This is a genomic window from Streptococcus sp. A23, from assembly GCF_043674155.1.
In the GTDB taxonomy this organism is placed as follows: domain Bacteria; phylum Bacillota; class Bacilli; order Lactobacillales; family Streptococcaceae; genus Streptococcus; species Streptococcus suis_V.
This window is the reverse complement of sequence record NZ_JBIMJP010000003.1, coordinates 20,351-33,868: the sequence shown is the minus strand read 5'-3', so window position 1 is coordinate 33,868 and position 13,518 is coordinate 20,351. Positions and strand designations below refer to the sequence as shown.

The 13,518-nt window shown below is 43.5% G+C and carries 8 protein-coding genes; all 8 read right to left on the bottom strand.

The features are described 5' to 3' along the window. Window positions 1-76: 76 nt before the first annotated feature. The 8 genes from ACHBIE_RS02505 to ACHBIE_RS02470 all read right to left on the bottom strand — a co-directional run bounded on the left by ACHBIE_RS02505 (window position 77) and on the right by ACHBIE_RS02470 (window position 13,427). A complete protein-coding gene (locus ACHBIE_RS02505) occupies window positions 77-547 on the bottom strand; it encodes a CopY/TcrY family copper transport repressor (protein WP_161943389.1) in 471 nt (156 codons plus the stop codon). 98 nt (window positions 548-645) lie between these two features. After that, window positions 646-2,154, bottom strand: coding sequence for a zinc ABC transporter substrate-binding protein AdcA (locus ACHBIE_RS02500; RefSeq protein ID WP_105123028.1), 1,509 nt, complete (start codon window positions 2,152-2,154; stop codon window positions 646-648). Between the two features lie 8 nt (window positions 2,155-2,162). After that, the gene (locus ACHBIE_RS02495; RefSeq protein WP_105123029.1) at window positions 2,163-2,975 is read right to left on the bottom strand and encodes a metal ABC transporter permease; all 813 of its coding nucleotides are present in this window, start codon (window positions 2,973-2,975) and stop codon (window positions 2,163-2,165) included. Beyond that, window positions 2,968-3,678, bottom strand: coding sequence for a metal ABC transporter ATP-binding protein (locus ACHBIE_RS02490; protein ID WP_394732638.1), 711 nt, complete (start codon window positions 3,676-3,678; stop codon window positions 2,968-2,970). The genes ACHBIE_RS02495 and ACHBIE_RS02490 overlap by 8 nt, the downstream gene beginning before the upstream one ends. After that, entirely contained in the window at window positions 3,678-4,121 is a 444-nt protein-coding gene (locus ACHBIE_RS02485; protein WP_125266202.1) for a zinc-dependent MarR family transcriptional regulator, read from the bottom strand. Before ACHBIE_RS02485 ends, ACHBIE_RS02490 begins: the two co-directional genes overlap by 1 nt. Before the next feature lie 229 nt (window positions 4,122-4,350). After that, window positions 4,351-4,614 (bottom strand): hypothetical protein, encoded by a 264-nt coding sequence (locus tag ACHBIE_RS02480; RefSeq protein ID WP_105123032.1) that lies wholly within the window; start codon window positions 4,612-4,614, stop codon window positions 4,351-4,353. A gap of 71 nt (window positions 4,615-4,685) precedes the next feature. After that, window positions 4,686-6,656 carry a transketolase gene (gene tkt, locus ACHBIE_RS02475; protein WP_105123033.1) on the bottom strand — a complete coding sequence of 657 codons (1,971 nt, stop codon included), beginning with the start codon at window positions 6,654-6,656 and terminating at the stop codon, window positions 4,686-4,688. A gap of 315 nt (window positions 6,657-6,971) precedes the next feature. Then, entirely contained in the window at window positions 6,972-13,427 is a 6,456-nt protein-coding gene (locus ACHBIE_RS02470; protein WP_394732637.1) for a pullulanase, read from the bottom strand. Window positions 13,428-13,518: the final 91 nt, after the last annotated feature.

Below are 13,518 nucleotides of genomic sequence, written 5' to 3'. Positions count from 1 at the left end.
TTCTTTCTCCTTTTTTATACTCCATGAAAATCAGATTCAGACTAGGCGACGCAGATGCAGATAGAACTGAAGTTCATCAAGTCAAGTCAACAACGTCTGAGGTTGATTTTCGAAGAGTATGATGATGCCCACAGGTACATTGACCCGCCAAGCATTGACATGCGATTTGCTCAGGTGCAGCCTTTTGTAGTTGGGCTATTTTGCTAGCTAGTTGTTCAAGGCTTTTTTGGGAAAATGTCCCTGTGTCTAGCAAATTTTCAACCAGTTGACCTTGTTTAGTGGAACAGATGGTAGCTAGTAAAAGTTCCACCTGACTCTGCAAATGTACCTCTTCACTGATGATAGGATAATAATGGTACTTGCTGGTTTCCTTAGCCATTCTCAGATAGTTTTTCTTCCGCAGACGACCTAAAAGTGTCTTAATGGTCGTTGCCTGCCAGTCAAAACCCTCCTGCAAGGCCTGAATAATTTCCTGTGAAGTCGCACCAGGATGGGCCCACAGAACCCGCATGACCTGCCACTCCGCAGCAGAAATTGTCTGCTCCACACATTCACCTCCCAACAATAATTTTCTAATTTTAGTTTACACTTGTAGTCAGAAAATGTCAAGAAAAAGGACTGAACATTCCGTTCAGCCTTGTTTTCTTAGTGAGCTAACATTTCCTGACCAATTTCCAAACCAGTCAAACCAACTGGATAATAGGTCGGCCAGTTTTCCAATTCTTCCAATAGTTTTTCTTGGCTCTCTCCTCCAAAATAGATATGGAAGTGTCCTGTCTTAACAGGAGCAATATTGTGGTCACTGAATTGCACATACTTGTAATCACCAGCATTTGGATCCGTTGCTTCAAATAAGAAACGAACACCACGGTTACCTTTTTTATAAGTCAAAATTTCATAACCCACGTACTTATAGGTATACTTGTAAGACTTGTCTCCCACTACAAACTCCATGGTATTATCTGTAATGTTAATTTGATCAACGTCTGTCTTGTAACCTGTGTCGTAGTATGCCTTATACTCTTCAGCTGTCATGCCTCCTTTGAGCTTAGCCTTGTAGTCCCAGACTTGGTCCAGCGTACCGTCTAGCAAGTAAGGATACACAGACTGCCACTCCCCGGCATAATCTGACAAAGTCCGGTCTTTTACCGCAGAATCTTCAAAATAACCATTGTAAACCGTCTGAGCCGTTTCCGCACCCTCTTCTGGCAAGATCTCTACACCAGCTTGGCTGGTTGTTTTTTCCAAAGCCGCCAAGTTTGCTTCCATGATGGAAATATAATCCTCACCACTATCCATAGCTTCTGTCGTCACACTCTCAAGCGTATCCAAAACATCCAGTTCCACGCCAGTTTCTTTTGCCAAGGTTTCCGCTACTGCTGAAGACGCATTCTCTTCAAAATAGATATACTTGATACCGTAGGTCTTGATATACTCGGTCAATTCCGCCAAACGAGTTGCCGTAGGCTCTTGGTCTGCAGAGACACCTGTGATCGACACTTGGTGCAAACCATAATCCAAAGCCAAATAAGCAAAGGCAGTATGCTGGGTGACAAAATATTTTTGCTTAGCAGCTGACAAGGTTTCTGTATATTGAGAATGCAGAGCTTCTAGCTTTTCAATATAGGCTGCTGCATTTTCTTCAAAAACAGCTTTTTTCTCAGGATACTGGGCAATCAAACCGTCCCGAATGGTTTCCACCAAGGTAATGGAACGTTCAGGTGACAACCATACGTGTGGGTCATAGGCGTGTTCGTGGTCTTCCCCTTCTTCGTGGTCATGTTCTTCTTCCTCACTACCAGGCAAGAGCAACATTCCCTCCGTCGCCTTGATAACACCGACCGCTTCAGTATCAATACTGTCTAAAACATCTGGCACCCAAGTCTCCATATTTTCATTTTCATAGACAAAGGTATCCGCTTCTTGAATAATGGCAATATCCTTAGCAGACGGCTCAAAGTCATGAACTTCTGTTCCCGCTTCAATCAAAAGATCAACGGTTCCTTCCTCACCCACAACCTGCTTAGTAAACTCATATACTGGATAAAAAGTCGTCACAATGTTCAACTCATCATCCTGAGAAGCTGTGCTATTGCCGCAGGCCGACAAGGCGAAGAACGATAAACCCAAACCTAAAAGAGCTAATTTTTTCATAATTCCTCCTATTTTTTAAACTTGGCTACTAGATTCACCAATAAGAAAATACTAATAAAAATCAAGGTAATGCTGGCACTTGCAGGTGTTTCAGCATAGTAAGATGTCAACAAACCAGTGACCATTCCAAAGAAACCAATCGACATTCCAATAACAATCACCGACTTGAAATTTTTCCCCAGACGAAGCGCAATGGCTGCAGGCAAGACCATGATGGTCGATACCAAGAGGGCACCAGCCGCAGGAATCATCAGGGCAATGGCGACACCTGTCACCACATTAAAGGCAATAGACATGGCACGTATTGGTAAACCGTCCACAAAAGCTGTATCCTCATCAAAGGTCAAGATATACATAGGACGTAGGAAGAGAAGGGTCAACAAGATAACCGCAACTGCAATGCCAAATAAAGCCCAGACCTGTTCCTGGCTAATAGTGACAATCGATCCAAATAGATATTGATCTAAACTCAAACTCGACTTGCCGCCAGACTTATTCATGACAATAAGGGAAATAGCCAGACCTGTAGACATCAAGATTGCCGTACCGATTTCCATAAAGTTCTTGTAAATCGTCCGCAAGTACTCAAGAAAGACTGCTGCCACAACCACAACAAGTAAGGTGGACACAGTCGGAGAAATCCCCAAAACCAAACCAAACGCCACACCTGCTAAGGAAACGTGACTAAGGGTATCTGACATCAAACTCTGTCTTCTGAGAATGAGAAAAATACCCAGGATTGGCGAAAACAAACTCATGGCAATAATTGCCAAAAAAGCCCGCTGCATGAAATCATACTGGAAAATAGACAGATCAAACATGGCCTACCTCCATTTCTAATTCCACGTCATGAACATTGAAACAGCGCCAAGGCGAAGCCTGATCACGAACCAAATGAATATTGCGATCTGCATACCGACTCAACTCATCAGGATCATGAGTAATCATCAAGACAGCCTTCCCATGCTTCTTAGCAGAATGGTGCATTAACTTATAAAAAGCATCTTTAGTGCCACTATCCATTCCAGTAGTTGGCTCATCTAGGATGAAAATATCCGGATCAGATGCAAACATACGTGCAATGACAGCCCGTTGCTTCTGTCCACCACTCAGTGAACCCAGTTTTTTATCTCGATGATCCCACATACCAACCGATTCCAAACTCTTCTTCACATGCTCCTCATCGTGAGCCGTCAACCGTCTAAACCATCCCTGCCTTGGGTAACGCCCCGAACGAACAAATTCCAAAACAGTACTTGGAAAACCAGCATTAAAGCTAGCAATCTGCTGTGGAAGATAGGCCAAACGTAACTTTTTGCCCGTAACACTCTTCTCTGCCAATGTCACTTTTCCTATCCTAGGCTTTAAAATCCCCAGGGTCGCCTTGATCAAGGTAGACTTGGCAGCCCCATTTTCACCCGTCAAGGTCACAAACTCCCCACTATCCAAGTGATAATGGATGTGCTCTAGGACCGGCTCCTTGTCATAATAGAAGGACAAATCCTCCACTGTGATGTATCTCATTATTTTTTAATCTTCTCCACTAAATCCTGCATAAATCGACCAATCAATTCTTGCTCATCAGTCGTGTAACCCTTTAGCAAGTCCTCGTAAGCCTCTAATGTGTGGACATGATGGTGGGCATGCTCCGCCGCAATGGGACGAGCCAGGTCCGTTAGACTAAAGCGAACAACACGGCCATCCTTACTATCCCGCACTGCCTCCAAGAGACCTTGCGCAACCAAAGACTTGGTGGCCTTGGTCACTGCAGCCTGACTGATATTGAGCTGCTTGGCAATCTCAGTATTGGTATAAGCATTCTTTTCAATCAACATGAGGATATGCTCCTGGGTATTGGTCAACTTGACCGAGCTCTGGCAATTACCAACTAGAATCTCCAGTTGATTTTCCGAACTCAGGACAATCTCATGCAAACATTTTTCAATTTCTAACGCAATCGGATTCATTTTATTTCCTTAACCTTTTAATTAACTCGTTAAGTATATCATATAAAAAAAGAAAAAACAAGAAAATGAGTCATATTTTCAGAAAAAGGCAAACCTCTGACTAAGAGTAGCTTGGACATAGGGCAACCAAGGTCCGTATCAACCTATGCCGTAAGGTATTTTTCTATTCAAATAGCAAAACAGGCACAACTGGCAACCTCGCACAGACATACCGAGATATTTACAAGATTCACTTTTTCATCTTTAAGAGAAATACCAGAGGGGCAAAGAGAAAGAGAGACGGGAAGGCGATTTTTTCTGCCAAGGCATTTTTAGGTATCTTTTCATACAAATCATCCGTGATAAACGAAAAGGCCAGCCAACAGAGAAATAAGTAGATGGCACCTAGAAAATTAGGCCAAGCAGGCAGACCATCCCAAAGCAAACTTAGGCCAACCCCAAACAACATCCCACCGACGACAAAGGCCAAAAAATCAAATTTCAAAGATTTCATAACAGCTCCTTTTGTTTATAGTATAACACAAAACAGCCCCTCGGCGAAGGGCTGTTCCTAGTTAATCTATCTTACAACTCATTAACCAATTTCACGACGTTTTCAACGGTGAAGCCGTAGTTGTCGATAACGGTTTGAGCTGGAGCGGATGCACCAAACGTATCGATACCAAGCACCTTACCGTCAAGGCCGACATACTTGTACCAGCCCTGAGTAGCCCCCATTTCGATAGCCAAACGACGGCGAATAGCGTTTGGAAGGATTTCTTCCTTGTAAGCTGCGTCTTGAGCATCGAAGAGCTCTGTCGAAGGTACTGACACGACACGGACTTTTGTACCAGCTGCCGCCAATTCCTTGGCTGCCTTGACTGCCAAGTTAACTTCAGAACCTGATGCAATCAAAATAGTGTCAAAGCCTTCTGTATCGTAGACAACATAGGCACCTTTGGCAACCTTATCAAAGTCTGTTCCTTCTTCCACTGTCAAGTTTTGACGAGTGAGGACAAGGGCAGACGGAGTAGACTTGCTTGTCAATGACAAGTACCAAGCAGCTTGTGTTTCACGCGCATCTGCTGGACGGAAAACGTTGAGGTTTGGCATTGCACGAAGACCAGCCAAATGCTCGATTGGTTCGTGGGTTGGGCCATCTTCACCAACTGCGATTGAGTCGTGGGTAAAGACGTAGGTCACTGGCAATCCTTGCAGAGCTGACAAGCGTACCGCCGCCTTGACGTAGTCTGAGAATACAAAGAATGTACCACCGAAAATGCGAAGTCCACCGTGTGCTGCCATACCATTCAAGATAGTCCCCATAGCAAATTCACGCACACCGAATTGGATATTACGATTCAGAGGATTAACAGAGTCTTGAAGTCCTTCCCCCTTAATGACAGTCATATTTGAGTGTGCCAAGTCAGCTGAACCACCAAAGAAATTTGGTAATACAGCCGCTGCTGCATTTATCGCATCTTGTGATGAATTACGAGTTGCTTGTGAGAAACCATTTTCATAGACAGGGAAATCAGCTTCGGTCAACTCAGCCAATTCACGGCCTTCCAAGATAGCTGTCACTTCATCTGCCAATTCTGGATAAGCAGCCTTGTAGTCTTCCACCAATTTCACCCAAGCGTCGTAAGCTGCTGCACCACGATCAGCCACATTTTCTTTGAAGTCAGCGTAGACTTCTTCTGGAATTTCAAATGGAGCATAGCTCCAATCCAAGGCCTTGCGAGTTGCTTCTGCTTCATCTGGTCCAAGTGGAGCACCATGAGCCGCATTGCTACCAGCCTTGTTTGGTGAACCATAACCAATCACTGTCTTGATTTCAATCAGAGATGGCTTGCCTGCTGTTTTTGCTTTTTCAATGGCCGCAAAGATCGCATCCACATCTGTACCATCGGTCACAAGGTCTGTATGCCAACCGTAGGCATCGTAGCGAGCACGGACATTTTCCGTAAAGGCATCCTTGGTCTCACCGTCCAAGTTAATATCGTTTGAATCGTAAAGAACGATGAGTTTTTCAAGCTTCTGAAGACCTGCGTATGACGCTGCCTCAGCTGAAACACCTTCCATGAGGTCGCCGTCTCCACAGATAACATAGGTATAGTGATCAAAAATTGGGAAACCGTCTCGGTTGTACTTAGCCGCCAAGTAACGCTCTGCCTGCGCAAAACCTGTTGCAGTTGAAATACCTTGTCCAAGCGGACCAGTTGTCGCATCGACACCTGCTGTGTGACCGAATTCTGGGTGCCCTGGTGTTTTAGAACCCCACTGACGGAAGTTCTTGATTTCATCTATTGTGACATCTTCAAATCCTGACAAATGAAGGAGGCCATAAAGAAGCATGGAGCCATGGCCGGCTGATAAGATGAAACGATCACGGTTAATCCAGTTTGGTTGCGCTGGATTGACACGGAGTTCTTTTGTAAAGAGGCTGTAAGCCATCGGAGCTGCACCCATGACAATACCTGGGTGACCTGATTTAGATTTTTCAATGGCATCAATACCAAGGAAACGGATGGCGTTAACTGAAAGTTGTGACATGTTGTTCTCCTTTTATAAAGTCATGTTTTCATTATACCATAAAATACCATAAAGCGTTTTCTATGTCTGTCAGAATATTCTTGTTTCTATATGACGAAATTTTTTGAGAGGAGGGGAATCAATAAATGTATGAAAGAAATTACAATTTTTGAGATCTAAAATCCAAGTAAATTCTTCATTAAAAAACGCATAAAATCAGTATGTCACTTGAACCGTTGATTCTATGCGTTTTATAATGTGGTCTATCTCAATAATTTTGCTACATTTTGAGTTTTTACCAAAAACTGTAAAAACTATTGTTACGACCGAAGAATACTATTCTTCTAATTTTTTGTTTCTTCCTTGTGCAGCAACTGTCAAACCAAGTCCAGCAAGTCCGAGGCCTAGAAGTGCCAAATCACTTTGTCGGTCACCTGTAGCTGGTAGGCTTTCTTTGTTTGATGCACTTGTGGTTTGTTCAGACACTTGAGCTATTGGAGTAGAAAGACTTGGTTTTTCTACTGTTTCCTTAGCCTCCATACTACCCTTAACAACAATCCGCGCCTCACCATCTACTACTGTTTCAGATAACAGATTTGTTGCTACTACCTTGCCGTCAACCAAGACATCTTGATAAACCAAGACTCTCTTACCTGCCTTACCTTCTTGAAGCACATAAGATTGACCTTTTGCGAGAGTTTCATCATAGCGAACTTCCTCTGCAACCGGAAGGACTGTTTCTTCTGTACGTTCTTTCGTAGTAAAGTCTAGGCTTGGTTTTTCTTCAGCAGTAGGGGCTGTATCTGGAACTTCTGTAATGATATAAGGCAAACGAATCACTGTTGCAGTCAAAGGTGCAAGAACAACTGAGCTATCAGTCAATTCGACACCCACTAAATCAGACAATGCTTTTACACCTGCACGTCCACCGTCAACCAGTACTTGACCCTGCAGTAAGTCTTTGTAAATATCTGAAAGAACAAAACTACGTTCCTTACTGTCAGCATTGACAAAGACAGCATAGCGATCACCGTTGCTTGCAATGGTTTGATAGGCAATAACCACATCGTTTGTAGCAATACCATTTTGACCTGGAATTGAAATCAAGCTAACCATTTGATCGACTTGGTCTTTTGTTCCCAAACGGAAGGCATCTGTAGATTTGCGCAAGGCAATCAATCCTTTTGTAAAGGCCTGAGTACGGGTATTCTCTGGATAGAGGGTCTCATCTGTCGCTTTGGTCCAGTCAAACTTGTTGACCGCATCAGATGAATCATAAGAATCATGAATGTAGTATGGGTAATCAAATGGTGTACCATCAGCATTTGTCAACAAATGCGCCTTGTTCGGCACTTGATCTTCTGCTACAGGGTACTGATAATCAGGGTGAAGGAACTGTTTGGTCCGTCCATACTCCTGACCAGAATGGATAAACGGTGTACCTTGAGAAGTCAAAACTAGCAAATTACCCAAACGTTGACGTTGGTGAATTTCAGTGTAATTTTCAGCGATTGATGGATCCTTCTTGATGGACTGAGCAATGATATCAAAGAGGGTCAAGTTATCATGCGCAGCAATATATTGGATCACATCACCTGGATCATCAGCCAAGAAGTTGCCTGGTTGTGCCTTGATGTTATTGAAGACAGATTCTACACTCTTAGCACCGCCTGTGATAAAGGCTGGCTGACCTTCGTTTGGATAACCAGATTTAAGTGTATTGCGAATTTCATCTGAAAATACCGCAACCGTATCTGTTGAACTCATCCAGTCTTGGTCCGCTGGCTGAACAGGCTGATTGGTGTCGCCTGTAAAGGTTCTCCAACCTTCACCAAGCATAATGATGTTTGGATTGAGTTTTTGTGCCTCGGTAAAGGCCAGCTCAATCGCTTCAGCATCATGGTCCCCCATCATATCGAAACGGAAACCATCTACCTTAAACTCGTCCACAAGATACTTGATAGAATCAACGAGGACACGGCGACTCATGTAGTGAGTGGTTCCGAGACGACCACCACCAAAGCTAGATTTAGCCGTACCATCTGCCTCCATGAAGTGATAATAGTTTGGCTCTAAATCTTCAAATAAGAAAGTCTTAGAAGTGTGGTTATACACCACATCCAAAATAACACCCATGCCTTGTTTGTGGATTTCATTGACCAGGTTTTTGAACTCTTCGATGCGTTTCATTGGATCTGTCGGATCTGTAGAATACATACCTGTAAAGGCAAAGTAGCTCTGTGGATCATAGCCCCAGTTATAGTTGCTGTTGCTTGATGCGTACTCGCTCATCCGCTCTGCATTTTTCAATTCATTGACAAAATAGTAGCTCATAACTGGGAGCAGTTGAATATGGGTCACACCCAGTTCTTTTAGGTAGCTGAGACGTTCTGCAAAGGCAGCAAAGGTACCAAACTGAGCAGTCAATTCATCGGAAATAGCAGGATCTGATGTGAAGTCACGAACATGGGCTTCATAGATAATGGCATCTTCACGCTGATTGAAGTTAGGAATTGTGGCATAGTTCAAATCACTTGGACCAACCTCTGCTGGGTCCACAATCGCAGCTTTTGCAATCCGATAAGATGGATCTGTATCTGCCAAATCACTATTCCACTCCGCTAAAGACTTAGCATATGGGTCTAAAACAAGAACAGATTGATCCCCACGAGCAATTTCATAATGGTAGTAGTAACCACGATAGTCAGCAATACCAAGACCTGATTGACTGTTTAATTCGAGGTCCCATTGTCCCTTATCGCCCTTGGTCATGGCTAATTTACCGACCACCTTAGATTGGTCATCCTTATCGTAAAGAACGACTGCCACACTATCTGCACTTGGAGACCAGAGAGTCATATCAACGACACTACCAGCCTGACGCACACGCGCACCAAGTTCTCCATCATAAGCATAGAGCTCATCCTTCAATTGCCAGCTCATAGTTGTTGTGAAACTATCATTGCCATATTTGAGGGTATAGCCCGCATTTTCTTGGTTGAAATCCCCGAGGACTCGCACCTTGTTGCTTGTAGCATCCAAGACAAGATCCGTCACAGTCACTGTCTGGCCATTTTTATCTGTTACAGACAATTTCTCCAAGATGCTATCCTTATCCGCACCTTCCAATGTTGTAAAGGCTGCTTCTAAAGCTGTTAAACTAACATGAGAAACACCTGTCACACGGACATTATTGACAAAATAAGGGTTGGTGTAAATAGTCGTATCATCATCCTTGAGGAATATTTGTGTCTGATTTTTCAAATCTGTAAAGCTATAATCTTTCTGTTGAATCTTCACATCATCTCCTGACTTGCTTTCATCCAATAGCAAAAAGCCAATGGAACTTGGTAAATCTGTCAATTTGACATCGATATAGGCACCATACTTGCCTTGGTTTTCAAAATCAATACCATTTGGCCAGTCACCCAAGGTAAGGTCAGTCACATCACCCCAAATCCAGAGACCTTTTTGGTCATAATTGCCATCGGTACGGAAGTAATTGATACGGATGTAGCCTTCTTTAAGCGGTTGATAGAGGCTGAGTTGGTAGTTTTCATCAAACCAAGCTTCATTCATCTTGGTGCTAATTCGCTCAATAACTTTATCGCCGGTTATATTTTCCCCAGATGTATTATTAATCAGAAGACTGATTTTGCTAGCTGTTTCATCTTTCATCTTGATGTCCAGATAATAGCCATAGTCATCCTGTTTAGCCGTGCTGAAATTGGTTGCACCTGTTGGCCAAGCACCAAGATCTGACGATGGTTTTTCGACATCATCCCATGTCCATAAACCTAGGCTAGCTACATTATCAGATGGTAGAGTTTTAAAGTGAACACGGAAGTAACCTGCTTCAATTGGTTCTTCAGTTGCTCCTTGCACACTTGCATTGACGATGTCACCTGCTTCTGTCTGAAGGAGCATGGTGCCACCTTGACCGATTGTTGGCAGTTCGACTTGAACAACCCATTTACCATCTTTCTCGATAGCTTGGTAAGATTTTCCTGTGTAGGCATCTGTGACAACCACATCTTTACCAGATACTTCAAGCGCCATTTCCTTGTTCTCGGTATTGGTTGAGAAGACAAGATAGGCTACTTGATCTTGGTAACCGCGTTTGCTGATAAGCCAACCTTGGCTATCATTTCCAGCAAGTGTGCTTGTATCACCACGTGAGAGTAGTGTTGAATTGGCATTACGGAAAGCCAACAATTTTTGGTAATGGTCCTCTATGTCACTTGTTTCTACCTTACTCCAATCGAAATCGTACCGGTTATCATAAACTGGCCAGTTGTTTTGCCCAGATTGGCCTAATTCTTCACCGTAGTAGATGACAGGCTGACCTTTAGCAGTAATCAAGAGACTAGCAGCCAATTTCAGTTTATCCAGATTGCCTTCTTTTTCTGCGCCACTGAGACTGTAGAGGAAACCATCTTCGTCGTGACTGCCCAAGAATTGACCCAGAGAAGCTGCACTAGTCAGAACCTTGCTACGTTCTTCCAGCTCTTGTCCAGCTGCTTTTAGTTGACCATTGACCAGATATTTGGCAATATCCTTAAAGCCAAAGTCCAACAAGCTGTCCATAGTACCGACTCCCAAGTCACCCTTGGTATCCTTATAATTCGCTCCCCAAGTTTCCCCAATCAAGTGGAAGTCAGGATCTCTATCCACCAATTCATTTTTGAAATGTTGCCATGTGGTATCATCAACGTGTTTGACTGTATCGACACGGAAAGCATAGATAGAGTTGCCCTTGGCAGTTGTTGAGCGTTCCAACCAAGATGCCTGCCAAGCAACCAACTGATTGCGAACAACTGCTTCTTCTGTCTTGAAGTCTGGTAATCCAGATAATGAGCCTAATTGGTCATCTCCCTGCTTGTCTTCTTCCTTAGTCCGTACCATACCTGCAAAGGTTTCTTCTGTACCATAGCCAGCATGGTTAAGCACCACATCGACAACAATGTTTATTCCTTTTTCTGCCGCGGCATCAATCAATTCGTGGAAGTCGGCTAAACTTCCCAAATGCGGATTAAGTTTCTCAAAATTGGATGCCCAATAACCATGGTAAGCATAGTACTCTCCATCTGTTGCGCTACCAACATTCTGTGGAATATTTTCCACAATCGGAGTCAACCAGATAGAGTCCACACCCAGTTCTTTCAGATAGTCCAGCTTGGCTGTCACTCCTTTGAAGTCACCGCCCTGGTAAAGACCGCGTGGGTTGGAGGCTGTTCCTTCAACTAGCTTGTCATTGCTGGTGTCCCCATTGTAGAAACGGTCTGTCATCATAAAGTAGATAACTTGCTCGTCCCAGTCTTTTTCACCATCTGCCTTGATACGCTCTGTAATGGTCACATCTAGGCTGGTTTCGTAGTAACCGTTGTCCTTGTCATAGACCTTTACAGGAAGACTATATGTACCTGGCGCTGTGCTAGACGTCGCTTTAATGGTCACACGATTGAGCTCAGTAGAGATTGGCACAAGGCCTCCACCGATGGCACTTGTATCGACTTCCATTTTGACAATCTCAGCACTTTCAGGATTGGTTATAGCTACAGAAACAAGACCACTTTCGTTGTAGTTGAAAGGTGCTTTTATACTTGCTTCAATGGTTACATTTTTTGTACCAGGAGTAGCTTTACTTGTATCTAATTCTACTTTCTCTTCGATAAAATATGGATTGGTATAGACTTTGTCATCACCATTCCGGAGGAAAATTTGACTATGACGTTTGCGGTCTGCAAAAGCTAAATCAATCGATTTATTGCCAGCAAGATCTGGATTATTCTGGTTGATGAGCAGAAAACCAAGTTTAGAATCTAAACCGTTCGAGAGGGGAATGTCAACATAGGCACCGTATTTGCCAAGTTTAAAGTCAAGGGCGCCCGTTGGCCAGCCATCACTCGCTTCAGTCGTATCGCCCCAAGTCCAAACGCCCCAACCTTCATAATTATTGTCTTCACGGGTGTAGTTGATACGGAGAACATTGTCATCCTTGAGTGGCTCATAGCTAGAAACAGTATAATCGCTAGCAATCCAAGCCTCATTTTGTTCCGGAACAAGAAGCTCCACTTTTTGGTCCGATTCTGTTATTTTTTCCCCATCTTTAAGGACCAAATAACCGATTGTGCCTGGTGTCTCAGATTTTTTAATATCAACATAATGGCCGTAGTCATCTACCTGACTGCTTGAAAAATTCGCTGTATCCGTTGGCCATTGATTCCCATCGGACGGCTCTGCCACTCCTCCCCAAGTCCACAGTCCTTGATTTTCTGGCGCTGTTTCATCTACATTTTCAAAGTGCAGACGAATACTGCCTTCTTCAATTGGTGCTTCTGCCGGGGTGGATAATGTAGCTGTTTCTGCTGCAGCTCTTTCTGCCACAGCTGTTTCAGTAGTTGCCAGCGGTTCTGCTGATGCATTATCTACTGTTTCAACAACCTCCGTTACTGCTGGAGTCTCAACTGTTTCTGATACTCCAGTTGAATTTGATGTAGACTCAGTCACCGTTTCTTCTGAACTTGGTGCTGTATCCAAGGCTGTAGGCGTAGTCTCTGCAACTGGGGCTGGCTCAACTGTTTCGACAGGCTGCTCAGAAACATCGGTTATAATAGCTTCCACAGGAGTAGCCACTTCCTCAGCATGAACTGTTTGACCAGGTCCAGACATTAAAAAGGCTGTCGCTATACCGACGGACGCAACTCCTATCGTAAACTTACGAATTCCGAAAATAACTTTTTTTTCAAACATTGGTGATTTTTTTACTAAACGCAAACGTTTTCTATTCATGCCGTACTCCTTTGGTATGTATAATATGATAATAGTATATAAAAAATATTTTCTTTTGCAAACGTTTTCTTAATTGTTATCGGTAACAGCT

Coding starts and splice junctions, on each gene's coding strand:
- ACHBIE_RS02500 (WP_105123028.1), bottom strand. CDS start 2,154: ATGAAAAAATTAGCTCTTTTAGGTTTGGGTTTATCGTTCTTCGCCTTG.
- ACHBIE_RS02495 (WP_105123029.1), bottom strand. CDS start 2,975: ATGTTTGATCTGTCTATTTTCCAGTATGATTTCATGCAGCGGGCTTTT.
- ACHBIE_RS02490 (WP_394732638.1), bottom strand. CDS start 3,678: ATGAGATACATCACAGTGGAGGATTTGTCCTTCTATTATGACAAGGAG.
- ACHBIE_RS02485 (WP_125266202.1), bottom strand. CDS start 4,121: ATGAATCCGATTGCGTTAGAAATTGAAAAATGTTTGCATGAGATTGTC.
- ACHBIE_RS02480 (WP_105123032.1), bottom strand. CDS start 4,614: ATGAAATCTTTGAAATTTGATTTTTTGGCCTTTGTCGTCGGTGGGATG.
- tkt (WP_105123033.1), bottom strand. CDS start 6,656: ATGTCACAACTTTCAGTTAACGCCATCCGTTTCCTTGGTATTGATGCC.
- ACHBIE_RS02470 (WP_394732637.1), bottom strand. CDS start 13,427: ATGAATAGAAAACGTTTGCGTTTAGTAAAAAAATCACCAATGTTTGAA.